Annotated in this window: 23 protein-coding genes; 5 read left to right on the top strand and 18 right to left on the bottom strand. The window is 60.9% G+C overall.

The genetic code is table 11. The features are described from left to right. Positions 1-56: 56 nt before the first annotated feature. The 4 genes from ACZ2HM_RS21160 to ACZ2HM_RS21145 form a co-directional block, all read right to left on the bottom strand. Positions 57-3,026 carry a Tn3 family transposase gene (locus ACZ2HM_RS21160; protein ID WP_014072601.1) on the bottom strand — a complete coding sequence of 990 codons (2,970 nt, stop codon included), beginning with the start codon at positions 3,024-3,026 and terminating at the stop codon, positions 57-59. A 91-nt stretch (positions 3,027-3,117) separates the two neighbouring features. Further along, positions 3,118-4,494 carry a mercury(II) reductase gene (gene merA / locus ACZ2HM_RS21155; protein WP_021222959.1) on the bottom strand — a complete coding sequence of 459 codons (1,377 nt, stop codon included), beginning with the start codon at positions 4,492-4,494 and terminating at the stop codon, positions 3,118-3,120. Positions 4,495-4,573: 79 nt separating this feature from the next. Further along, positions 4,574-4,879 carry a heavy-metal-associated domain-containing protein gene (locus ACZ2HM_RS21150; protein WP_017503487.1) on the bottom strand — a complete coding sequence of 102 codons (306 nt, stop codon included), beginning with the start codon at positions 4,877-4,879 and terminating at the stop codon, positions 4,574-4,576. Positions 4,880-4,915: 36 nt separating this feature from the next. Continuing rightward, a complete protein-coding gene (locus tag ACZ2HM_RS21145) occupies positions 4,916-5,311 on the bottom strand; it encodes a mercuric transporter MerT family protein (protein WP_014072602.1) in 396 nt (131 codons plus the stop codon). Between the two features lie 76 nt (positions 5,312-5,387). Here ACZ2HM_RS21145 and ACZ2HM_RS21140 point away from each other — a divergent pair, with 76 nt between their 5' ends. Together ACZ2HM_RS21140 and ACZ2HM_RS21135 are read left to right on the top strand one after the other, a co-directional pair. After that, positions 5,388-5,810 (top strand): MerR family transcriptional regulator, encoded by a 423-nt coding sequence (locus tag ACZ2HM_RS21140; RefSeq protein ID WP_014072603.1) that lies wholly within the window; start codon positions 5,388-5,390, stop codon positions 5,808-5,810. 170 nt (positions 5,811-5,980) lie between these two features. Next, positions 5,981-6,541, top strand: coding sequence for a recombinase family protein (locus ACZ2HM_RS21135; protein WP_004213255.1), 561 nt, complete (start codon positions 5,981-5,983; stop codon positions 6,539-6,541). 35 nt (positions 6,542-6,576) lie between these two features. Here the strand turns inward: ACZ2HM_RS21135 and ACZ2HM_RS21130 are convergent, their stop codons facing one another. The 12 genes from ACZ2HM_RS21130 to ACZ2HM_RS21075 form a co-directional block, all read right to left on the bottom strand. Further along, positions 6,577-7,182 (bottom strand): TolC family protein, encoded by a 606-nt coding sequence (locus ACZ2HM_RS21130; protein WP_470426945.1) that lies wholly within the window; start codon positions 7,180-7,182, stop codon positions 6,577-6,579. A gap of 133 nt (positions 7,183-7,315) precedes the next feature. Further along, a complete protein-coding gene (locus ACZ2HM_RS21125; RefSeq protein WP_470426944.1) occupies positions 7,316-7,600 on the bottom strand; it encodes a hypothetical protein in 285 nt (94 codons plus the stop codon). Positions 7,601-7,703: 103 nt separating this feature from the next. Further along, positions 7,704-8,054, bottom strand: coding sequence for a hypothetical protein (locus ACZ2HM_RS21120; protein ID WP_470427329.1), 351 nt, complete (start codon positions 8,052-8,054; stop codon positions 7,704-7,706). 52 nt (positions 8,055-8,106) lie between these two features. Continuing rightward, a complete protein-coding gene (locus ACZ2HM_RS21115; RefSeq protein ID WP_470426943.1) occupies positions 8,107-8,553 on the bottom strand; it encodes a DUF411 domain-containing protein in 447 nt (148 codons plus the stop codon). 325 nt (positions 8,554-8,878) lie between these two features. Then, positions 8,879-11,569, bottom strand: a complete 2,691-nt coding sequence (locus tag ACZ2HM_RS21110) for an NAD-dependent epimerase/dehydratase family protein (RefSeq protein WP_470426942.1) — start codon at positions 11,567-11,569, stop codon at positions 8,879-8,881. 129 nt (positions 11,570-11,698) lie between these two features. Further along, positions 11,699-12,283: a DUF305 domain-containing protein gene (locus ACZ2HM_RS21105; RefSeq protein ID WP_470426941.1), complete on the bottom strand. Its 585-nt coding sequence runs from the start codon at positions 12,281-12,283 to the stop codon at positions 11,699-11,701. A 198-nt stretch (positions 12,284-12,481) separates the two neighbouring features. Beyond that, positions 12,482-13,693: a copper resistance protein B gene (locus tag ACZ2HM_RS21100; RefSeq protein ID WP_470426940.1), complete on the bottom strand. Its 1,212-nt coding sequence runs from the start codon at positions 13,691-13,693 to the stop codon at positions 12,482-12,484. Continuing rightward, a complete protein-coding gene (locus ACZ2HM_RS21095; RefSeq protein WP_470426939.1) occupies positions 13,690-15,642 on the bottom strand; it encodes a copper resistance system multicopper oxidase in 1,953 nt (650 codons plus the stop codon). The genes ACZ2HM_RS21100 and ACZ2HM_RS21095 overlap by 4 nt, the downstream gene beginning before the upstream one ends. Positions 15,643-15,737: 95 nt before the next feature. Then, positions 15,738-16,307, bottom strand: coding sequence for an RNA polymerase sigma factor (locus ACZ2HM_RS21090; RefSeq protein ID WP_470426938.1), 570 nt, complete (start codon positions 16,305-16,307; stop codon positions 15,738-15,740). After that, complete coding sequence (locus ACZ2HM_RS21085) at positions 16,304-16,741, bottom strand: periplasmic heavy metal sensor (protein ID WP_470426937.1); 438 nt, start codon at positions 16,739-16,741, stop codon at positions 16,304-16,306. The genes ACZ2HM_RS21090 and ACZ2HM_RS21085 overlap by 4 nt, the downstream gene beginning before the upstream one ends. After that, entirely contained in the window at positions 16,738-17,019 is a 282-nt protein-coding gene (locus tag ACZ2HM_RS21080; RefSeq protein WP_024018167.1) for a hypothetical protein, read from the bottom strand. The genes ACZ2HM_RS21085 and ACZ2HM_RS21080 overlap by 4 nt, the downstream gene beginning before the upstream one ends. 113 nt (positions 17,020-17,132) lie before the next feature. Next, on the bottom strand, positions 17,133-17,729 hold the full coding sequence (locus ACZ2HM_RS21075; RefSeq protein ID WP_470426936.1) for a c-type cytochrome: 597 nt from the start codon (positions 17,727-17,729) through the stop codon (positions 17,133-17,135). A gap of 228 nt (positions 17,730-17,957) precedes the next feature. Here ACZ2HM_RS21075 and copC point away from each other — a divergent pair, with 228 nt between their 5' ends. Together copC and copD are read left to right on the top strand one after the other, a co-directional pair. Beyond that, positions 17,958-18,338: a copper homeostasis periplasmic binding protein CopC gene (gene copC, locus ACZ2HM_RS21070; protein WP_404721293.1), complete on the top strand. Its 381-nt coding sequence runs from the start codon at positions 17,958-17,960 to the stop codon at positions 18,336-18,338. A gap of 3 nt (positions 18,339-18,341) precedes the next feature. Continuing rightward, on the top strand, positions 18,342-19,277 hold the full coding sequence (gene copD, locus ACZ2HM_RS21065) for a copper homeostasis membrane protein CopD (protein WP_404721294.1): 936 nt from the start codon (positions 18,342-18,344) through the stop codon (positions 19,275-19,277). Between the two features lie 11 nt (positions 19,278-19,288). On the opposite strand, the gene ACZ2HM_RS21060 is transcribed toward copD, so the two are convergent. Together ACZ2HM_RS21060 and ACZ2HM_RS21055 are read right to left on the bottom strand one after the other, a co-directional pair. Then, positions 19,289-20,572 carry a type II restriction endonuclease gene (locus ACZ2HM_RS21060; RefSeq protein ID WP_470426935.1) on the bottom strand — a complete coding sequence of 428 codons (1,284 nt, stop codon included), beginning with the start codon at positions 20,570-20,572 and terminating at the stop codon, positions 19,289-19,291. A 111-nt stretch (positions 20,573-20,683) separates the two neighbouring features. Further along, complete coding sequence (locus tag ACZ2HM_RS21055; RefSeq protein WP_088181985.1) at positions 20,684-20,956, bottom strand: flagellar biosynthetic protein FliQ; 273 nt, start codon at positions 20,954-20,956, stop codon at positions 20,684-20,686. A gap of 285 nt (positions 20,957-21,241) precedes the next feature. Between ACZ2HM_RS21055 and ACZ2HM_RS21050 the strand changes: the two genes are divergently transcribed. After that, positions 21,242-22,156, top strand: coding sequence for an NAD(P)/FAD-dependent oxidoreductase (locus ACZ2HM_RS21050; protein ID WP_470426934.1), 915 nt, complete (start codon positions 21,242-21,244; stop codon positions 22,154-22,156). Positions 22,157-22,177 lie beyond the last annotated feature (21 nt).

Raw genomic sequence — 22,177 nt, 5'->3', positions numbered from 1 at the left:
TCACCTCAAGGTTTGTTCGCCAGACAACGATTTCTCGGACATAAGCGGAACATGGGCTACGCTACACGCTTCAACCGCGCCATTGGCTCGTTGAGTGGGTGGAATTCACCTGCTGGAAGTCGCCTGGCCTGCTCCCAGAGGTAATCGCCGGTCAGACTGATGTGCGCCCAGCCCATCGGAGAAAGGTGCGCAAGCAGTGCCGCATCGAACGTCGTGCCGACAGCGTTGAGGTGCTGGGCGGCCCGGTCGAGATAGACCGTGTTCCAGTAGGAAATCGCCGCAATCAGCAGGTTCAGCCCAGATGCGCGAAATTCCTGATTTTCCAGCGAGCGATCGGTGAACCGACCCTGCCGGTTGGTATAGATGGCGGCGGCAAGCGTGTGCCTCGCCTCGCCTTTGTTGAGACCGGCCTGACAGGCACGTCGCAGTTCCGGTTGTTCAAGCCAATCGAGCGTGAACAAAGTGCGCTCGATACGGCCCAGTTCAGCCAATGCAAAATCCAGCCTGTTCTGGCGTTTGTAGGCGGCAAGTTTTCGCAAGATTACTGACGGCGCCACCGTGCCATCCTTGATTGAGGCGACAATCCTGACGATGTCATCCCAATCGGCCTCGATCGCTGCCGTTTTGATGGTGCGGCCCATCAGATTTTCGATGCCCTTGTATGTCGATGGCGCAGCGATCGAACCCAGCTTGCGGTCGCCAATATCGCGCAGCCGTGGCGCGAAGCGGAACCCGAGTAGGTGGCAGAGTGCGAAAACATGGTCGGTGGCGCCGCCGGTATCGGTATAGTGCTCATGCAACGGAAGGTTGCCGGCGCCCAGGACAAGCCCGTCGAGCACGTAAGGCGCTTCACCTGCCGTCGCGGACATGATCCGTGATCCGAATGATGCGAAGTGATCGGAAAGGTGAGAATAGATTTTCACGCCAGGTTCGGCGCCATATTTGGCATTGACGTCCGCCGCCCCTGAACGGCTCCGCCCCGACCGGAAGAACTGGCCATCGGACGACGAACTGGTGCCAGCGCCCCAATGCCGCGCGAAGGGTAATTCGTGATGGGCTGAGATGATCATGGCCAGCGCGGCCTGATAGTTCTCGGGTGAAAGATACCAGTTGTGGGTCCATGCGAGTTGGGCATAGCTGACGCCTTCGCTGGCATTGGCCATCCGCTCCAGCCCGAGGTTGGTGCCATCAGCCAGAATTGCGGCGAGTACCGTGCTGGGGTTGTCGTGCTCCTTGCCTGAGCGCAGGTCACGGAATGCGTTCAAAAAACCAGTGCGTTCGGCGACTTCAAGCAGCAGCTCGGTGATGCGCACGCGGGGAAGCAGGGTATCGAGCTTGCGATCGAGGGCTTCAGCTTCCGGTGGGGTGACAGGCGGCATTTGCTGAAGCTTGAGCCGGTCTCGTTCGAGCGACACTCCCTCAAGCTTGTTTGTTTTCAACTGCTTGGCAAATCGGCGCAGCCGCCAGTCAAGATTTCGTGCCCGGTCAGCGAGGTAGGATGCAGCATTTGAATCGAACGGAAGCACATCCGCCACTTTGGCGGCGTCGCGCCGACCCAGCAAATAGGCATCGAAGCGCTGATAGTTGCGGGTTCCCTCGATCCATACATCACCGGCGCGCAAACGATCACGCAAGGTTGCCATGATCGCAATTTCATAACGTCGGCGGTCGATACGGCCGCTTTCGGTGATGAGACGCTTCCACTGCCGATTGGGGAATGGCAGTGGAACGCCATCGGGAAGGTCGCGCGACTTTCGTGTGTTCGCATCGCGAATGACATCGATGGCTTTGATCAGTGCCGTCCCTGTTCCAGACGCCTTGAAGGTGAAGGCGTCCAGAAATGCCGGGCTGAAACGCCGTAGCGTGGCGTAACGCTCGGTTGCCGTTACCAGTGCGTCCTCGCCGGCAAGATCAGCAAGGGCATCTACTTGGGCCTTTGCCGCAACAAGCCGGTGCCAGCCCACCGCTTCGTCAATCAATTCGAGCGGATCGCCGCCATTCTGGACAGCCTCATCAAGTGCTGTAATCGTGGCGCCAAACAGCCGCATGAGTTGCCCCACCGACTGAATACTATCTTGGTAGCGACGCTCGCGCCCACGCCGCGCGCGCGTGAACATGCCGCCGATAAGTCGGTCAAACATTTGGATCGCGGCATCGGCAAGTCTGGCCTCAAGGTCGATCACTGCGGCCGTCAACGTCGCCCGCCTGCGATTGACGCTGTAATCCGAAAGCAGGAATGCCGGTGCCACGCCGCCCTCGCGGACAAATTGGGCAAAGCGGAATTCCGGAATGGCGCCCCCAACTACCGGGTGGATACCTATGCCGCGAACATAGCGCAGGCGCTCAAGCAAGCCATTGATATTGGCCGCAGTCGGGGCTTCTTCGAAATTACGCAACCACGCCAGCGGTGTCATGCCGAAATCCGGGTTGTTGATTACGAGTTCGTCTAGCCGTGTCAGTTCAGCAGAGCTGAGGCCTTCGACGATTGCGGCTGCGGCAGCTTTGCGTGCGCGTGCCCGGCCAGCAAGACCGGCGCGTTCCAGTGTGTCGCCTGACGGAAGAATGAACCGCTCACCCTTCAGGCCAACCATGAGGGCGCGAACAATCGGTTCACCTCTGTCTGTATACTCGGCGGCTTGCGCGGCAAGATTCAGGGCAAGTGCCAGGTCGCCGCGTCGAAACGGGCGTATGCCAAGATAACGCGCCACGAGATCGGCATGATCGGTACGGGTTTGCGCGCGCTGACCATATGCAGAGAAGGAGGAAGGATCGACGAATAACTGTGCCGCGAGGTACTGAAGAATGACGTCGGGAAGCCCGATCTCGGGTTGCAGACCAAAGCCGGGATGTCGCATCAAAGCGATTTGTGCAGCCAGACCGAGGCGATTTGCTGGACCATAGCGGCGCCCAACCAATTCAACATCTTCCGCAGAAAGGGTATAATGCCCAATGATCGCGGTTTCTTGGACAGGAGGATCGAACAGGCGCCGGCGCTCGTCTCCGGTCAGAAGTCGGCGTCGTGCCATTTTGCTCTCCCGCTGAGGCGAATAACAAAATTGACACCAAAGCGGCTTGCACTGGAGGGAGGCCATTCGTTGCCGGTTGATCCCCGAGCAATCACCCGGCGCAGCAAGACAGTTTGGCGACATCCTTATCAAACGTTTGGGCCGCCAGTTTGAGGCCTTCCACAGTGGTCAGGTAAGGAAATATCGTTGCACCCAATTCCAGGGTGGTCATGCCGTGTTTGATCGCCAGCACCAGTGTCTGGATCGAATCCGCGCCTTCGGGTGCCATGATCTGGCCGCCCAGCAAACGGTCGTTCGCCTTGTCGGCAATCAGTTTGATGAGACCCCGCGTATCGCGTGCTGCCAGTGCCCTTGGCACAGCATCGAGCGGGAGCAGCGAAACCTTGATGTCCAGGCCTTGCGCCCGTGCTGTCGTTTCAGTGAGGCCGGCGCTGGCGACTTGCGGGTCGGTGAAGACGACGGATGGCATGGAGGAATTGTCGTAGCGGTATTGGTTGCCCGTCACCGCGTTGCGCGCGGCCAGTTTTGCGCCATAGGCGGCCATGTAGACGAACTGGTCCCGTCCCGTTACATCGCCCGCCGCGTAAATGCCTGGAACCGACGTTTCGAGGTGGTCATCGACGACGATTCCACCATTACGGGCAAGCACTATGCCGCGCTCCTCCAGCCCAAGCCCGTCGCTATTGGGTCGGCGTCCGGTGGCGATGAGCACCTGTTCCGCCGCGACGGTGTCACAATGCCCCTCGCAGGTCAATTCGACCCCGCTCTGTGTTTGGGCGATACGCTGATAGCCGACACCTGCGCAAACCCGCACGCCCTCGGCTTCCAAATAGTTTTTCAGCGCGGCACTCACTTCCGGGTCCATTTCGGGGAGCAGGCGGCTTCGGCAGCAGATGGTGACATCAACGCCCAGACGCGAAAACATCTGTCCCAGTTCTACCCCGATCACCCCGCCACCGATCACCAGCAGCGATTTGGGCAAGCGATCCAGCGCCAGCGCCGATGTGCTGGTTAGGTAGGGCACGCTGTCCATCCCCGGAATCGGCGGCACGGCGGCGTGCGCACCCATCGCCAATATGACCTTGCCGACCTTCATGGGCGCATCGCCGACAATCAGCGCACCATCGGCAAAGCGTGCCTTGCCCTCGATATAGCTCACACCGTCATAGGCGGGCAGCAGATCGACATATTTTTTTTGGCGCAGCGTCGTGACAAGATCGTCCTTCGACGCCGCCAATACGGACCAGTCATCCATCTGGACAGCGCCCCCAAGGCCGGGAAAGCGCGCGGCGGCAAGCCCACCATGCACCGCTTCGGCGGCGCGGATCAGCGTCTTGGAAGGAACGCAGCCAACATTGACACAGGTGCCGCCAATCGTGCCGTGACCGACGAGCGCCACTTTCGCGCCCAGATCGGCAGCGGCGATCGCGGCGGAGAACCCGGCAGAACCCGCGCCGATGACGGCCACGTCAAATCCTTCCTGCCCGGGGCGGTTGCAACAGTCGTTCATTGCTTATCGCTTTCTTGAGGCGCTGGCGGCGCCCCGCTCAGTTTTGAATAGCGCGCGCCGGATAACCCGCGTTGGTTGATGCAGCGGCAATCGCAGCAGCATTGGTGCGGCGCGGGTTATAGGTTGCGCGCGCGGTCTTGGCTGCGAAATCGACCGTGACCGCCGTTACCCCGGCGACGCCTTCCATCGCCTTCTTCACGGTGATCGGGCAGGTGGCGCAGGTCATGTTCTCTATGGCAAAGGTGGTTTGCTTCTGAGCGGTTGCGGTAGCCGCGGGGCGATCTTGCGCCGTGCCACTAACTGCATAGGCGACCCCGCCGCCAGCCATAGCCAGCACGGCCATAGCGATACATACTGTCTTTTTCATGGGTATTTCCTTTCAATAGAACCAGGGTGCCCACCAGTCGATGGTGAGCGCCAGGATGGCGACGGCAAGGCCCAGCCACAGCACCGCCTTGGTGGTCCAAGCCGATTGTGGACGAGCGCAGTAGGAACCGTCTTCACAGGGCGGTTTCGGCTTGAAATAGACATGCCAGAAGCCGTAGCCGAGCAGCGCGAGCGTTACGCCTGCGACATAGGGCTTGTAAGGTTCGAGCGCCGTCAGGTTGGCGATCCACGCGCCGGAAATTCCGAGCATAACCAACAGTAGCGGGACGACGCAGCAAGCCGAGGCGAGCCCCGCGCCGATCAATGCGCCCGCCGCAACCCAGTTTGCCTGCTTCGGCTCGTGGTTTTCGGTGAGGGCTGGCTGTCCCGCTTCCGGCGTTGAGACCATGGCTTGAATCCCTTGTTCCAACTGAGTGATTCGCAGTGTAGGCTCTGTAGCCACTACAGACTCAAGAGGTATTTTCATGGAGCAACAGGTCGGCATCTTGCGTGCCCAGCTTGCCCGGAAAACAGGCTGCAATCTCGAAACCATCCGCTATTACGAGAAGGTGGGATTGCTGCCGGGGCCGCCTCGCAGTTCCAACGGCTACCGCGTCTATTCGCCGGAACTGGTGCAAAGGTTGCAGTTCATCCTGCGCGCGCGCGACCTTGGCTATGCAATGGATGAGATACGGTCATTGTTGTCGCTCACCGATACCGGTGCACAAACCTGCGCGGAGGTTATGGCGAGAACCGAACTCCACCTTGAAGATGTCCGCCGCCGCATTGCAGATTTGCAGAAGATAGAGGTGACGCTGGCGACCACGTTAGCCAGATGCACTGGAGATGACGTTGCCGAATGTCCCATCCTGGAAGCACTCCAGTTTTTACCCCATCAAGGCAATTGACGCCATCTTTGAGGGATTTGATTTTGTGATGTCAGCTTGGAGTATAGCCTAACCGGACGTCAGGGCGCTACCGCGGTTTCTGTCAGATTAGGGTACTAAACGGAATTTGTTGACGAATGTCGTTGCGTATCATAGATTTCAACCTGACATTTTGATGGAGAGAGTGCGCAGTGAAGGGGCAACGGATCGGCTATGTCCGGGTCAGCACGTTCGATCAGAATGTGGATCGCCAATTGGAAGGTCAGTCGCTCGATCGGACCTTCACCGACAAGGCATCGGGCAAGGACGTCAACCGCCCCCAGCTTGAGGCTCTGCTCACTTTCGCCCGCGAAGGCGATACCGTCGTCGTCCACAGCATGGATCGGTTGGCCCGCAATCTGGATGACCTGCGCAAGCTGGTCCAGGGCCTCACCAAGCGAGGTATCCGGATCGAGTTTGAGAAGGAAAGCCTGTCCTTCTCGGGGGAGGACTCCCCGATGGCCAATCTGATGCTCTCGGTCATGGGTGCGTTTGCTGAGTTCGAGCGCGCCCTGATCCGCGAACGGCAACGCGAAGGCATTGCGATCGCTCGGCAGCGCGGCGCCTATCGGGGGCGGAAACGGTCGCTCTCGGATGAGATGATTGCCGATCTGCACCGCCGCGTTGCCGCCGGTGAACGCAAGGCGACCATCGCGCGCGACATGGGCATCAGCCGCGAAACCCTCTACCAGTACCTTCGCGCCGCTGCCTGACACCAATGTTCACATTATGTCCGGAAAATCGTTGTTCAGCGTACAAAGCTTGAGGTGACGCCCAGTTCGCTTCGGCGATCCTGCAACATCGCTATGGCCTGCTGTCCGGCCAATGTCTGGCCTGGTCGTGTGCTGCCAGACGCGACCGCGCTCGGTGTCGTTCCCACGACATGCTCGAGACGGGATAGGACGTCGTCGAGCGCGGCAAGCCGCCGCTCGGCATAGGCGAGAGTAATCCACGCCAGCGCCGTCCCGACCTCGACCGTGCGGGCCTCGACGGCGGTGTCGGCGTCGGCCGCCCTGATGTCGCTGTCGGCGCGCGCCTGCTGGGCATGGCGCCTGGCGAGATTGGGTATCTCCTGGGACACGCCGACCCGCGCCATGGTGAAATCGTCACGCTGCGGTTCGAACGCGAGCGGTCCCGAAATGGGGAAGCTGTCGACGCCGACCGCCAGGGTCGGGTCGGGCAGCGCACCGGCTGCACCGCGCGCCGAACGCGCCGCGTCAACGCCGAGCGTCTTCGCCTTGATCGACGGCGCTTCCTGCCGGGCGCGCTGGAGGGCCGCGTCGAAGGTGAGCGGCTCGGCGAAGGCAATGCCGGGGATTGCCGCTAACAGCGGCATACACAAAAACAATCGCATGGAGATCTCCTGATCGGAGGTTCAGGCAAGCATGGCACACGATACCAGGCATGTCAGTGGCGGCAGGAAGGGGCATCCCGCCGCCACTGCTGGCCTAGCCGTCTATGCGACCTGAAGGGGCCAGAACCTGCTGCTAGCCAGCCGAGGCGCCGGACGGAGACATCATGCCATGCATCTCCTTCATGCAATCCGCGGCGCTCATCTTCATCATGTCGCAGTTGCAGTTTGCCATCTGGGCGTGGTCTGGAACCCACACTCGCTTGGACGTTTGCAGAGGTGCGCGGGGGCCATATTGCGGCACCGTGCGCCACTCGTAGTGACCCGATCTGGCGGCGCTGTCCTGCGCGAACGCGGGCGCAAAGGTGAAAGCAGAGGCGGAAGCCGCAACGATGGCAGCGACGATTTCGAGCGTTTTCATGTTAAAAATCCTTGGCAAATAATCGTTGGACAGCCGCAGGTCTGCCAGGGGTCCGCTTTGCGCTGAGGGCGCACGGAAACCGCCAGCCTACGGCTGTGGTCGATCAGCCAAAGATAGTCGGTGGTTCAGGCTCGGGGGTCAAATCACTGCCATACAGGATCGATGTCGTGGTCCAGAATGCCATAGCTTCGTGAGCCACCGGCGATGCCGGGACGGGCGACGCGTCGCGCAGAACCATCGGAACGACACAGCCCATTGATGCGATGCAGTCGAGCGTCAGCCCCTTGCAGGGCTTGCCCGAGGGCTGTTGTTTCTGAGCCATCGCATTCATGCAATCTGCGCTCATTCCCGAAATCGCCATCGGCGCGGAAACCGGGGCCGGGGTAGAGGCAAAGGCCGCCTCTTGGCCCAACAGGCCAAGCAAAGCTCCCAGCAGGAGAAAGAGAGGCAGCATCCGTTTCACAACTGTTACTTCTTACACCCGTCCTTATCGTAGAGCAACGACATCATCGCCCGCCATGCCGCGCAAAGACATGCTGTCTGCCTGGACCGAAGGCGATGACATCATAGGCGTCGGCGCGTTGTCCCGGGACTTCCATCCCTGGCGAGCCCATCGGCATCCCGGCAACCGCTAGTCCACGCACGCCGCGTGGCTTCTGAGCCAGCAGACGCTTCATGTCCGCGATCGGGACATGACCCTCGAATGCCATGCCGTCTACAATCGCTGTATGGCAGGACGACAGGCCCGAAGGAACGCCTTGGGTCCGCTGGAAGCTGGAGCGCTGGCGATCGTCGATGATCATTACCTGACGTCCGAATTGCTTACGCACCTGCGCCGCCCACTGCGCGCAGCAGCCACAGCCCGGATCGCGGTGGACCACGATAGGCGTCGCCGCCGCGCTGGCGACCGAAACCGATGCAAGGACCAACGATAATGCGACTTTGAGTTTCATATCGTCCTTCACCGCACCCATTCTTTAAGGCTACTACTGTTCATATTACGCGCGACCGCCGCCGACCCCTCAAAAAATTGCAGACGGTCGCTAGATTACCGTAGCGATCACGAACCGACATTCGACGATGGGCAACCGAGGGTCGTTGCAGACCTCTCGCACTCGCGTCGATTGATGCAGTCGACAACCATTATTGCACCCGAGTAGGGCGCATTTCGCATCTCGGCGACCCGATCGCACAACCGTAAGTTGACTATTTCGAGTCCGCCTTCCCGACAGGCGTAACGATCCTTTCGTGTTCGATTCCGCATCGAGTAGAGCGACCTCAAATCACATACTTGTCCCAGCTCGCATAATGTTCAGCGCTGCGTCGGCCGCGCGGAAGGCTGAGACCGGCAAGGGCGAGCCCTATGACCACCGAAACGATCGTGCCGAGGTGGCCGGCCCCCGTCAGCAGGAACGGGGCAGCAACCAGCCAGGCGCCGAGCGCGCTATTGATGAAGCGCACGGCGCGGGCAACTTCGGCGGTGGCGATGATCGCAACGGTGATGACCAGGGCACCAATCACATGGTCGCTGTTCGCCATGGCGCCCTCATTGCCCAGTGTCACCCGCGTGAGCATGAGGAATGCGCCGAGCGCGATACTGACCGCCAGCGTCCACGGCAGAGTCAGCCCCCGCTTTGCATCGGCCCAAAATGCGGCAGGCGACGACATCACGTCGGACGCGTCCTCACTGCCGGCCTCGATCGCGTCGCCCTGAAAGAAGGTGCGGATCAGCGGCTTGCCGCGGCATTTCGCCCACACAAGGAACTGACCCATGGCGATGACCTCGTCCAGCGCGAAAGGAATCATGATCAGCATGGCAAGGGCGGCGATCAGCGCCAGCGTGCTCCAGGTACCGATGACGATGGGCTGGCTGATGATGAAGTAGATGCTGACTACGCCGAGCGGAATGACCAGGATGCCGAAGAAGGTCACCATCCACGGCATCGTGCGCCAGCGGTCGCGGGTGCCCATCACCGCCATCAGGATCTCGAGCACATAGCTCACCGTGCCGAGACCGCCGTCGGGAATCGGCCACGCCTTTGACATGTTAGACGTGATGATCTCCTCGGTACCGTTGCGCGGGTCGCTCAGCGAGCCGGCAAAGAAGGGTTCCCAGACGCTATCGATGTGGCCCAATTGGTATGCCGTCAGGATGCGCGAGGTAAGAAGACCTATCAGACCCATCACGACGATCGGCAGCCGCTGGGCATCGGTAGACGGGGAATAGGTCCAACCGGGTGGGATGTTCTTGGGGTCCATCATCCCTGCCATGCTCATGCCCGGCATCATCGGCACGAGCACCGACAGCGCGATGACGGCCGAGCCGATGAGCAAATCGTTGTTGTACTGCGCGGCGCTCGGGCTCCAGAAGATCAGCGGGGCGAAGAACAGCCAGATTCCGACGAACGCGACCGCCCACTGCGCCCACGTCTTGGTGCGCGGGGCGAGCGACAGCGCGCCGAGCAGCGCGATGGCAAGGCCGCTGACGACATCGCTGATGGCCAGTGCGCTCGCACGCCACTCGATCGACGGCAGACCGCGGTCGAGGGTTACGAACCGCGCCGCCTCACCGACGCTCTGCGTGGTCATGGAGTCGTAGATGAGCGGGCTTGAAGCAAGCCACAGACCGAGGCCGATGTTGGCGTAAAGCGCCCAGCGCGCACGGCGCTCGTCGCGGTCCATTATGGCCATGTGATCGACATGTGCAGCGTCACCGGGCATCGCCATGTCCCCAGCCTCGGCCCCGTGCCCCATAGCGGCATGGTCCATGTTACCATGGTCCATAGCGCCGGGATCCATGCCGGGCATCGCGCCGGCTGCCGCTTCAGGCGGGCGATGGTCCAACTCGGCCAGCTTCGGATCGGACTTTTCGTTCCAGGCGACCAGGTTTTCGTTGAGCTTGTTGTTCCGGTACCAGGCGCGCGGGTGGCGCTTTAACGCCCCAACGATCGTCGGAAGCGTTTCGCGAAGACTGTGCTTCGGCTCCCACCCGAGCAGCGACCGGGCGCGCGAGATGTCGAGGATGTAGTGGTCGTTGCTGCTGTCGATCATCCATGGCTGGATGAAGTCGTCATCGCCGAGCGCCTCGTTCTGAAGGATGATTCCGGCCTTCGCGAGCGACTGCGGAATGCGGATCGTCTTCCAGCCCTCGCCGTGGAGCGCCTCGCCGACGATGTCCTGGATTTCGGCGTAGCCGGGGGCATCGGGTTCGCCGATGAGCAGGGGCAGTTCAGACGGAAGATCGTGCCGCCGATCGACCAGGCGCACCATGGCTTCCGCCAGGTCATCGCGGTGCACCGATGATTGCGCCGCGCACAGCATGCCAGGATAGAAATGCGAGATCAGGCGGTGCTCGTAGATCTGCGATATCTGCTGTGCGAGGAACGCTGAGCGTCCCTCGTCGGCATAGACTCCGGCGGGTCGCAGGTAGACGACGGGTATCCGTCCGTGACGCTCGTGCAGCAGCGCCTCCGTGTCGACTTTGGACTGCGGATACGCCCAGGAGGCACCGATCGGCGATTCCTCGTTGATGCGCTCCTGCGGAGTGGCGGTCGGTTTATGGACCAGCATCGTGCTGGCGAAGACGAATTGCTCGACATCGAACGACTGGAGCCCGTCGATCAGCCGCCGTGTGCCTTGGACGGTGACCTTGTCGTAGAGCGGATTGGGATCGCCAGAAATGTCATAATACGCGGCGAGATGAATGACGGAAGCAATGCGATTGCCGTATCGCGCGCGAACCTCCTCGAGCGCAGCGTGAACCGCTTCATCCGAGCCGACATCAATGTCGATCGAGGCGGCGGGCGGTGGTGGCTCGGGCGGACCGGCGCGATCGAGACCGACGACTGTGTAGCGCTCGCCGAGCCGGGCGATCAGGGCCGCGGCGATGAAACCGCTCGCTCCGGTGACGAGAACGATCTCAGAAGCGCCTTTGGCGCCACTCGGACCGCTGCGCTCGATGTCGGTCATAAGTACACCATCCTGCTTCTTTCGCGGAGAGCGCCGATCGCTGGGGCGTTTGAGCACGATCGCGCATGACGAAGCCTTTCCGGCAGTACCCGGTCATGTGCCATCCTGTTTTACTTCGAAGAACCGACCTCAGGAAATCGGCTTTCGAGTATCTACACCGGTGCTTTCGTCGGTTTGCGGCGGCGGGGGCGACGCTGCGCGATCGCGGTAGGAGGGCAGGTCCGGAGCGCCATCCGGCGTCGGGTTAGCTTGCAAGCGCGCGATCATCTGTTTCATCTGGGCGATCTCGCGTACCTGCGCGTCGATGATGCCATCGGCCAGCTTTCGAACCTCGGGGTCCTTGATGTGCGCGCGCTCGCTGGTCATGATCGCAATCGAGTGGTGCGGGATCATCGCCTTCATGTAGGAGACGTCGTCGACCGTCTCCTGGCTCCGCACCAGCCAAAGCGCTAAACCAAAAATGGCAGCACTACCGAGCAGGATGCCGATATTGAGGCGGGTGTTCTTGTACATGCCCCACATGAAACTGAGCATGATCACCGCCATGACCGCGCCCATGACGAGCGCCATCCAGGTGCGAGTCTGGCTGAACTGGACATGGCGCAGCGCATAGGTGTTGAGATACATCAGCCCGAACATCACGACCGTAGACGTCGCAATCATCGCCACGAACCGGCTATAGCCCATGCCCATGCCGCCCTTTTTGTCTTCCATTTATCGTCTCCGTTTTACGTCTGCCGTTTTCCCCCCGAATTGACGCGCCGCAGCGCGCATTACTTCAACTCTTTTATGCCAAACATGATCCCGCGATCATCAGTACTGATCTGCAAAGCGAGATCGAGATCCTTCAATTGCATATCTCGTTTCGTTCAGCAGCCTCTCGCGGCGTGCGAACGCAACGCCGCATTTGGGTCAGAACCATATCCGTACACCCGCCACGAGGCTCGTCGTCGTTGGATCCTGACCATCGGCACGCGCATAGTCCGCGGTCCGCCCGGTCTTGGCTTCATAAGAGACCCCGACATAGGGCGCGAACTGCCGGGTGATTTCATATCGTAAGCGCAGCCCCAACTCCGCATCGACCAGTCCCGAACCGATCCTATTTTCAGGGATATTCTGCGCCGACAGATTGAGTTCCACGCGGGGCTGGAGGACGAGCCGCTGTGTCAACCGTTGGTCATAATAGCCTTCCAGGCGGCCGAGAACGTCGCCCTTCTCCGACAGAAAGGCGGCGCCTTCGACCTCAAACCAGTAAGGTGCGAGCCCCTCGAAGCCGATGGTCGCGTAGGTTCGGGAGGGCGAGGGCCGGAAATCATGCCGAATGCCGGCCTGCAAATTGAAGAAGGGGCCGACGGCACGGCTATAAAGTGCCTGGACTTCGGCGCTTTCAATTCCCTGCCTGAAAACGCCCTCGCCTTCAGATTTGATGGTCAGCCGGTTGATGTCCCCTCCGAACCAGGCTTCGCCATCCCAGCGATAGCCATCTCGCCCCTGCCGCACCTGCACCTCGGCAAGATTGAACATGACCTGATAGAAGGCTTGCCCCCCCTGCTCGTGCATCATAGCCATTCGCGACTGTGTCATCGCAGCGGGCGGGAACTGCCGATCTGCGTAGTGGTCCATGGGGGGCTTGGGCGCAGGAGCATTCCCGGCCGGGAGTGCGGTTCCGGTCATTTCGATGCCCGGCATAGCCGCCATATCGTGGCCGCTATGATCCTCGGACATATTCATGCCGGGCATGCTGCCAGCCACCGGTGTAGAACCGCTGTTGCTCATATCCATGCCTGGCATCGCGCTATGGTCCATAGTCGGCACCGTTGCCGCGGCTGCTGGTCCCGGCTGAGGCATCGCCATTCCAGGCATGGTCGAATGATCCATGCCTTCCATATCTTGGCGAGCCGCGGGCTTTGCCGGGGCCGCTCTGACCGGCGCGGCCCTTTTAGGAGCCGGCTTCTTTGCCGCAGGCTTTTTGGCAGGCTTGGGGGAAGCCGGTTTTTTCGCGGGCATCGCCATACCGGGCATGCTGGAATGATCCATACCCTGCATCGACTGGGCTTGCGCGGTCACCGGAATGGCGAGCAACATCGCCGACCCGCCGAGCAGTGTCGTCAAAACGCGCTTCATGCCGCCTCTCCCTTCGGCCGCACACTGACGACGCGCATCATCCCCGCGTGCATGTGGTAGAGAAGATGGCAGTGGAACGCCCAGTCCCCGACCGCATCAGCGGTAAAATCCCATGTCACCTTCCCGCCCGGCTGCACGATGACGGTGTGCTTGCGCGGCGCATGATCGCCATGACCCGTGACCAGTTCAAAAAAGTGGCCGTGGATATGGATCGGATGACCCATCATGCTGTCGTTGATCAGATTGATCCGAACCCTCTCACCCTCGATGAAGGGGATCGGGTCATGCACATCCGACATCTTCTCGCCGTCGAACGACCACATGAACCGCTCCATGTTGCCGGTGAGATGGATATCGAGACTGCGGTCCGGAGCACGCACGTCAGGATTGCGCTCCAGCGCCACGAGATCCTTGTAGACGAGAACCTTGTGGCCGACATTCTCGAGACCCTGACCGGGTTCTCCGGTGCGGTCCATCGGCATAGGCGAGATCGTCTGCACGCCCGGTGACCTTTTGACCTGCGGCGCTTTTGAAAAGTCACGCATGTTCATCGGCCCCATTTCCATGGAGCCCATATCCATGCCCGGCTGCCCCGCCATGGCGCTGTGATCCATGCCGGCCATCGCACCCCCGCCTGCCGCCATGCCCGCCATATTGGAATGATCCATGCCCGCCATGGCGGTCCCGCCAGGGGCCGCGCCCATGGCCATGGGCGCGGCACCAGCCACCGTCAGCTTCGCCGAGGCATTTTTCTCCGCAGTCGGGTCGACGCCCCGCATCGGCGACATGCCGCCTCCGGACATGTCCATCCCTTCCATGCCTGGCATTGATGACATGTCCATACCCATGTCTTTCATCGTGGCGAGCGGCCGTTCACGCAGCGGCGGCACTTGAGCCGTCATCCCAGCACGCGGCGCGAGCGTGGCCCGCGCCATGCCTGAACGGTCGATGGCCTCACCGACCAGCGTGTAGGCACGATCATCGGGCGGAGTAACGATCACGTCGTAGGTTTCAGCCACTCCGATCTGGAATTCTTCGACCATCACGGGCCGCACATTCTGGCCGTCAGCCTGCACCACCGTCAGCGGGAGGCCCGGTATCCGCACATTGAAGGTCGTCATCGCCGAGGCGTTGATGAAGCGCAGCCGGACGCGTTCGCCCGGCGTGAACAGGGCGGTCCAATTGTCCCGAGGCCCGTAGCCATTGACGATGTAGGTATAAGCCGAACCCGTCGCGTCGGAAATATCGGTTGGATCCATCCGCATCTTGCCCCAATCGAGGCGATCCTTCAGAGCCTGGTCGCGCTTGGACAGCAGACCGGCAAGCGTCTGGCGCTGGAAGTTGAAATGCCCGGGGTCCACTTTCATCGCCCGAAAGATCGCTTCTGGCGAAATGGCGCTGTGATCGGCCAGCACGATGACATGCTCGCGGTCATATTTCACCGGGTCAACACCGGCAGGGTCGATCACGATCGGGCCATAGTGCCCGAGCTGCTCCTGAAGGCCCGAATGGCTATGATACCAATAGGTGCCGTTCTGGATGATCGGGAATTCATAGACGAAAGTGGATTTGGGCCGAATGCCCGGGAAGGATATACCTGGCACGCCATCGAATTGCGGCGGCACCAGCACGCCATGCCAGTGTATCGAGCTATCCTCATCGAGATCGTTGGTCACATGCAGGCGAACAGTCTGTCCCTCGCGCAGCCGGATCAACGGCGCCGGAACTGTGCCGTTGACGCCAATGGCCCGCATTTTCCGACCGTCGATCGTCATCATCTGCTGAGCGATTTTAAGCTCGATGTCATTGCCGGAAACCGTCGGGAGCGGCGTCGCGATGCCGGTTGATACGGGCTGCGCCCATGCCGGCATCCACGCGGACAATGCCAAGCCACCGCCAGCAAGCGAGGCTCCGCGGATTAAATCGCGGCGGGTCAATACCGGGCTCATGTCGTCTCCCTTGTTCCAAATCAGGCGCAAGGCTCAGCGAACGCCTTATGCACCATACTCTCTGAGGCTTACGCACGACCTGGGCGGACCCCTCATCAATCCGCCAATATTTCCGCGAGCCGAGTTCGAGCCCTGTACAGGCGCGTCTCGACAGCCTTGCCACTGATCGCAAGCGCGGCCGCAGTTTCCGCCTGGGTCATTCCCTCTACCGTCCTCAGCAAGAGTACCTCGTGCAACGGAGCCGAAAGCTGTGCGATCGCCGCATTGAGGCGTGCGAGCTCTATCCTTCCCGAGACCGTTTCATGGGCAGAGGGGCTATCGTCCGGGACCGCTTCGCGCTCCTGCTCTGTTGGACCCGCTCCGATAGTGAACAATCGCCGCACTTTTTGCCGGCGACGCCAATCTCGGCATTTGTTGATCGCGATGCGCGACAGCCAGGCGCGCAGCGGGCGATCGCCATCATATTTCTGCAAATGGCCGAAGGCGGAGACAAAGCAATCCTGCGTGAGATCAAGCGCCTCGTCCGCGTTGACCACGAGACCGCGAACCAGACGGAAAATCGGTGTCTGATGGCGATGCATAATCTCGGCGAACGCCGCCTGGCGACCACCCAAGGTCAACGCCGCGAGTTCACCGTCCGAACACGCCTTGAGATCCAGACTCACCGCACATCGTCGGTGAGCGCATGAACCACCGCCTGATCGAACGTCCTGGCCTGATCCGGGCGCAGGATCTGGCGCATGGCGAAGATGTGGCCAAGCGTCTCTTTCTGAAGTTCGCCCATTGCCTGGTGTGATTGATCGACAGCGGCTGTTACCCGCGGACCGTTGCCGTGCTCGGCTTCAATGGCATCCGCAAGCCGTGCGTTGTCGGCCCGCAATTCAAGTTCGAGTGCCCGCCGGCGGACAGCAAAACGCTGTTCAAGAAGATCGATCTGGCTCTTTTGACGAGCGTCCAGATCAAGTTTTCCGTGCAACACCTCATGCAGTTCGACACCCGCAGCCACCGGTTGCGGAAAAAAATACCGGCCCAGAAAGACGCCAGCGACCGCCCCGATAACGGCCACCACTGCGACCAGCAAAAGCAGCTTGGCCTTCATCGCGATCCCACCAACAGCGTCGATGGCGCAAGCGGATTGGACGGCCCAAATGGAGATAATGTCACGGACGCTTCGGCCGGCGTTGCAAGACCATTGCTGGCGACGCCGAGCAATACAGCGCCGAACGCCGCCACCATGCCAAGGGTCAGCTGCTGCGCGGTGGAAACTTGCGGACGCGCCGCAATGCGCCTGAACACAGCCTCCTCCAGACCGGAAAGCCCTGGGTGAACGGCGTCGGTGCGCAAGCGGCTCAAAAGCCCATCAAGGTCAATGTTCATCGTCTATTCCCATCATTCGATCTCACCCGTTGGCGCCTGACGACTCTACCCAATGCCTGGTCACCCGGCAGCACGCGACGCGATATCTCGCGCTGACCGACGCAAGTACCCATTCAAGGCGCCGTCTTCGCCATACCTGGCATGTCTTTCATCATCGCATCATGATCTTCCGGCGCGCTGGCGACAGCGGCCTGATATTGCGCAGCCGACATCTTCGGTAGCTGACGAACAAAAGCCACCATATCCCAAATCAAATCGTCGCTGTGCGTTTTCCCCCACGCCGGCATGGCCGTGAGCTTGACGCCATGTTTGATCATCCAGAACTGCTCCTTGGCCGACCTTTGTGGCTCCCGGAATAGCTCTGGGGCTCGTGGATACAGGCCCTGGCTGATCTCTGTTTTCTCGAGGCCCGGCCCTAGATGACAGCCACTGCACATCTCCGTGTAGAGCCCCGCGCCGCTCTCTAGGCGCTTTACATCCATCAGATTGCCAGGGACGACGACATTACGTGCGCGCACAGCAACAGAACGATCCCGGAATTGCTCGATCATCCAGTAGATAGGCCGACTATGCGGCGAGTCGGCGCCGATGTCATATGCACCGACATACACCACCACACCGCCGACCGCAGCGACGGCGAGTGCTGCGATCGCAAGAAAGGGGCCGCTCGGTAAATGCCGCCTTATGCCTGTCACCCGCGGATCTGCCATTGCATCCTCCCCACAAAATCTCGGGCGACCGGTGTGTCCAAGCCGTCCACTTGATCATACGCGCGGGGCGCCTCGACCCCTCATGGCCTATGAAAATCATCCTCGTTCACCGAACTCAGAAGGTCGGGTGCGGCGCTCGCCTAAGAATTGTAGCGGCATCGTTGAGGGGTCACGGGCGGCCGTGCGTAATTCGAATTGTCGGCAGTACCGCCGCGCATGGAGAAATCGATGTTTCGTAAGACAGTTTTTGCGGTTGCGCTGGCCGCCTCTGCAATCGTAGCCACGGCCGCTCAGGCACACCCCAGGCTGGCGACTGCGATGCCCGCCGCCGACGCGGTGGTCACCGCCCCTACAAAAGTTCAGCTCGCTTTTTCCGAGGCGCTCGTTGCCCAATTTTCCGGCATCGACCTGACCATGACCGAAATGCCCGGCATGAAAATGGGGCCGATGAAGATGAATGGCGTCAAGGCTGCCCTCGCCCCCGATGGCAAGACGCTTGTTGCGACCTTCGCCAAGCCGCTGTCTGCCGGGACGTACAAGGTCGACTATCACATCGTGTCCACCGACACGCATCGCGTCCAGGGCAGCTACACGTTCAAGGTCAAGTAAGGGGTGCCGGACACGGTAGCGACCGCCGTCAGGCTGGGGCTATATCTTGATCTCATGCTCCTCTTTGGGCTGCCGATGTTCGGGCTCTACACGCTGCGCGGGGCCGAGCGGCAATCCGGCTCGGTCCTGCGCTTCCGTCCCGTTCTCGCCGCCATCGCTCTGGTCGGCATCGGATTATCGATCCTGGGCGTCATGGTTTTGGCCGCATCGATGGGCGGAGTCCCCATCGGCGAGGTCGACCGCGCGACGGTCAGCCTGGTAATCTCGGGCACGACGATCGGCACCGTTTGGCAGCTGCGTATCGCCGCTCTCCTGTTAGTGTTGTATTTCTCCATCGTGGGATGGCAGCGGCCGACCTTCGCATTGGCTTCGCTCTCGATAACGGCCGCCGTGGCACTTTCTACGCTGGCGTGGACCGGCCATGGAGCCGCCGATGAAGGCGCACTTGGCTGGCTCCATCTGGGCGCAGACATCACCCATCTGCTGGCGGCCGGGATCTGGATAGGGGCGCTATGTGGCCTCTGTCTCCTGATCTTCCGGTCCGCTACGCGCATGGCGGCCGAGCATATCCATCTTTCCCACCGGGCATTGGACGGATTTGCAAGAGTTGGCTCGATTGTCGTCGGCCTGCTGATTGTCTCGGGCCTCGTAAATAGTTGGATATTGATTGGGCCATCGAAACTCGGCGCACTTTTCACCACCCTCTATGGCATCCTGCTTCTAGGCAAGTTGCTGCTTTTCGGTGCGATGCTCCTCCTGGCCGCGGCGAACCGCTTTTTTCTGACGCCGGCGCTCGCAGCTGCGTTGGAGCGCGGAGAGGGCGCAGCCGCAGTCGGAGCATTACGCCGGAGCCTCCTGATCGAAAGCAGTTGCGCAATCGCGATCCTCGCGCTGGTCGCGTGGCTTGGGCTGCTTGCGCCACCAGCATCGGGAATGTGAGTGAGAGATTTTTAGGGCAGTGTGCGGGCTATGGCCTTGATCGCCTTCAGCCCTGATCCGAACCGCGAAATTGCCTCCTTATGCCGCTCCAGCTCGCCATAGGGAAGATAGGCGATCTCGAGATCGGCGACACGACTGAAGGCGGGGCGCGCCAGTTGCGCCCGCACGTCGGCTTCTCGGGCGTCCGGGGCGACGAGGAACAGCCCAGCGGTTGCGTGTAGTGCGCTCCCGCTCAGGGCCAGGTCGAGCATGCGCACTATGCCGGAATAGATCGAAGTCGAGTGCTCCACCTCGAAAGCCGCCGCAACACGATCACCGCCCTGTTCGAGCCACAACACATCGATCAGGCGGATGGCGTCGCCGCCGGTCGAGGTGGAAATGGAAGCTGGCAAGCTTTCAAGGCACCCCTCCCCAAGGCGTATCCCGTCATGAAGACGGCCGCGATCATTGGCCGCTATCCAGACATCATAGCCAAGGGCCCGACCGATATCGCGGAGCCAGGCTTGAATTTCCGAATGGGTGCGATCGCTTTCGCCCTGCTTCTGAACAGCCTTATTGAGGTTCTGCGCTTCTGCCCGGGCCTGCTCGAGACGAGCTGTCCAGCCGCTAGCGCTTTGATCCTCTTCACCGCGGGGCGGGGCCGGATATCGGCCTGAGCCGATGTCGAACAATAGACCGCCAATGGCGCCAAGATCGTTGGACAGCAGATCCCGGAATTGTTCATTGAGATCGAGAACCCCCGACCGCATTGCCAGAAAATGCGGCCAACTCCCCAGCTTGACCTTTCCGCCCGTGAGCTTGTTGTACCCGTTAACGATCGCCGTGTTGAACGGCGGCACCAGCGTCGGATGCAGAAAATACAGGAGATTGGCGACCGCTGGCCCGAGCCCCTTAATGTTCAGCCGGTCGATCGTATGGATGCCGGAAATAATTTCTTCCGCCGTATCGCAGCACGCGCAGTGATCCAGCAACCGGCCAAAGGCGCGCTGATGCGCCGCGTTCTCATAAATGTCCGGTATCCGCAGCTTTGGCTTCCACAAAAAGGCATGATCTGCCCCCTTGAAGATCTGCCGTTGTTCCGCGACCGAATGAACCACGGTTTCCAGTGACGAGCCGCGATAAGCGACGCCAAATCGTCCCGTCTCGATCTCGGCGACCACCTGGGCCAGACCGCGGCGGATGGAGCGGAAATTCTTGATCCGCTCGTCCCACAAAAACCAGCTCTGATAGGTCGCGTTCGGATCTTCCTTCCATCGCTGAATGAGTTGCCGCGCCAGCAATTCAAAATCCGCCAAACCATCCCCCCTGTTGGTTACTCTATCAGCCCGAGAGGCTAGCATTGTGATCGACGGCAGGCCAGATTCCTGATCGCTGCCGCACTGGGTGAAACTCGATTGCCTCGCTGATCACTGGATGTCGTCTGGAATGTGGATGAGGAGGTCGCGCGTATAATCGACAAGCAATGCTCCCATCGCGGCACCAAAGAGGACCAGGAATAGCAGCAGCGCGAGCAATTTAGGCACGAAGCTGACCGTTTGCTCGTTGATCGAAGTCGCGGCCTGAATAATCGAGATGACCAGCCCCACGACACCCATGATGATCAAAGGCGGTCCCGCTACCATGGCCATGACCCAAAGCGCACGTCCCATCGACACAGAAAAAGGACTGTAGGTCTCCATTTATGCCTCCCCCTGCACTTGCGCTCGCAAGTGCCAAGGAGCCAACAGTTCCGCCCATCGCAGGACGAACGGCCAAGCGGATGATCGTTGGTTCGATCAGGTCTTCCCTTGGACGCTCGCCCCGCTCCACGCTGCGACCCGTGGGCTCCGGAATGGCCCATCGAGTCTCTCGACGGGCTACTACTGACTTACGCACCGGCGGTGCGCACCCCTCGCCCGGGCCAGCAATTTCTTCAAAATATCGAAGGGCATGCGAGGGCAGATGGGCGGGTGCGCGTAATAGAAATGAGGATCACCGTCGGCGAGGTGCGCATGTACGACTGCATTATCATCGGCGGAGGCCCCGCAGGCCTGACAGCTGCCACCTACCTGGGTCGATTTCTGCGTGCCACATTGGTTATCGACGCCGGGGCCGGACGTGCCGCCAGCATTCCCACGACGCATAATCTCATCGGCTTCCCGGAAGGGATATCTGGTGAGGAGTTGTTGTCGCGGATGCGTCAACACGCTGTGGGCTACGGTGCGGAATTGGTCAGTGACGTGGCCCACAGCATCACGCAGTCCAAGACGGGCTTTGTCGTGGGCATGAGTTCCCGCACCGTCGAGGCGCGGACGGTGTTGCTTGCGCCGGGCGTGGCAAACCACCGACCCAACCTCGCCCAAGCTGCACATGACAGAGGCGTTTCGCGCGGCCTCATCCGCTACTGCCCAATTTGTGATGCGTACGAGGTGCGCGGCAAGCGCGTGGCAGTCCTGGGCTGCTCGGAGCATGGAGCGGCCGAGGCGATCTTCGTGCGGCGCTACAGCGAAACCGTTACCCTGCTCACTGAAGAATCCGTGCAGCTTTCTCTTGCCGACCAAGCTGATCTTGCGGACGGCGGAATTGCGGTCGAACGTGCCGTCATACAAACATTCTCGATAAACGATGATGATGTTCTCGTGCGTCTGTCCGATGGCCAATCGCTCAGCTTCGATACGCTCTATGTCGCGCTCGGAAGTTCCGGAAGATCAGAGCTCGCGCGGGTGGCCGGTGCTTCGTTGAGCGCGTCGGGTTGCATCATCGTCGACGACCACCAGCGAACATCGATCAGCGGCCTGTTCGCTGCCGGCGACGTCGTCGAAGGGTTGGACCAGATTGCCGTCGCGGCGGGTCAGGCGGCCAAGGCAGCGACCGCGATCCACAATTTCTTGCTCGAATAATCAGGCCCCAGCGTCGGGCGG

Source organism: Sphingobium sp. KKT206 (genome assembly GCF_055640555.1).
Note: the sequence above shows the minus strand (reverse complement) of the source record. Positions and strands in the feature narration are given on the sequence as shown.

Excerpts from the sequence above, each read along its gene's own strand:
- ACZ2HM_RS21160 (WP_014072601.1), bottom strand. The coding sequence starts at position 3,026 with ATGGCACGACGCCGACTTCTGACCGGAGACGAGCGCCGGCGCCTGTTC.
- ACZ2HM_RS21150 (WP_017503487.1), bottom strand. The coding sequence starts at position 4,879 with ATGGCCGTGCTGGCTATGGCTGGCGGCGGGGTCGCCTATGCAGTTAGT.
- ACZ2HM_RS21145 (WP_014072602.1), bottom strand. The coding sequence starts at position 5,311 with ATGGTCTCAACGCCGGAAGCGGGACAGCCAGCCCTCACCGAAAACCAC.
- ACZ2HM_RS21140 (WP_014072603.1), top strand. The coding sequence starts at position 5,388 with ATGGAGCAACAGGTCGGCATCTTGCGTGCCCAGCTTGCCCGGAAAACA.
- ACZ2HM_RS21130 (WP_470426945.1), bottom strand. The coding sequence starts at position 7,182 with ATGCGATTGTTTTTGTGTATGCCGCTGTTAGCGGCAATCCCCGGCATT.
- ACZ2HM_RS21125 (WP_470426944.1), bottom strand. The coding sequence starts at position 7,600 with ATGAAAACGCTCGAAATCGTCGCTGCCATCGTTGCGGCTTCCGCCTCT.
- ACZ2HM_RS21120 (WP_470427329.1), bottom strand. The coding sequence starts at position 8,054 with ATGCTGCCTCTCTTTCTCCTGCTGGGAGCTTTGCTTGGCCTGTTGGGC.
- ACZ2HM_RS21115 (WP_470426943.1), bottom strand. The coding sequence starts at position 8,553 with ATGAAACTCAAAGTCGCATTATCGTTGGTCCTTGCATCGGTTTCGGTC.
- ACZ2HM_RS21110 (WP_470426942.1), bottom strand. The coding sequence starts at position 11,569 with ATGACCGACATCGAGCGCAGCGGTCCGAGTGGCGCCAAAGGCGCTTCT.
- ACZ2HM_RS21105 (WP_470426941.1), bottom strand. The coding sequence starts at position 12,283 with ATGGAAGACAAAAAGGGCGGCATGGGCATGGGCTATAGCCGGTTCGTG.
- ACZ2HM_RS21100 (WP_470426940.1), bottom strand. The coding sequence starts at position 13,693 with ATGAAGCGCGTTTTGACGACACTGCTCGGCGGGTCGGCGATGTTGCTC.
- ACZ2HM_RS21095 (WP_470426939.1), bottom strand. The coding sequence starts at position 15,642 with ATGAGCCCGGTATTGACCCGCCGCGATTTAATCCGCGGAGCCTCGCTT.
- ACZ2HM_RS21085 (WP_470426937.1), bottom strand. The coding sequence starts at position 16,741 with ATGAAGGCCAAGCTGCTTTTGCTGGTCGCAGTGGTGGCCGTTATCGGG.
- ACZ2HM_RS21080 (WP_024018167.1), bottom strand. The coding sequence starts at position 17,019 with ATGAACATTGACCTTGATGGGCTTTTGAGCCGCTTGCGCACCGACGCC.
- ACZ2HM_RS21075 (WP_470426936.1), bottom strand. The coding sequence starts at position 17,729 with ATGGCAGATCCGCGGGTGACAGGCATAAGGCGGCATTTACCGAGCGGC.
- copC (WP_404721293.1), top strand. The coding sequence starts at position 17,958 with ATGTTTCGTAAGACAGTTTTTGCGGTTGCGCTGGCCGCCTCTGCAATC.
- ACZ2HM_RS21055 (WP_088181985.1), bottom strand. The coding sequence starts at position 20,956 with ATGGAGACCTACAGTCCTTTTTCTGTGTCGATGGGACGTGCGCTTTGG.
- ACZ2HM_RS21050 (WP_470426934.1), top strand. The coding sequence starts at position 21,242 with ATGAGGATCACCGTCGGCGAGGTGCGCATGTACGACTGCATTATCATC.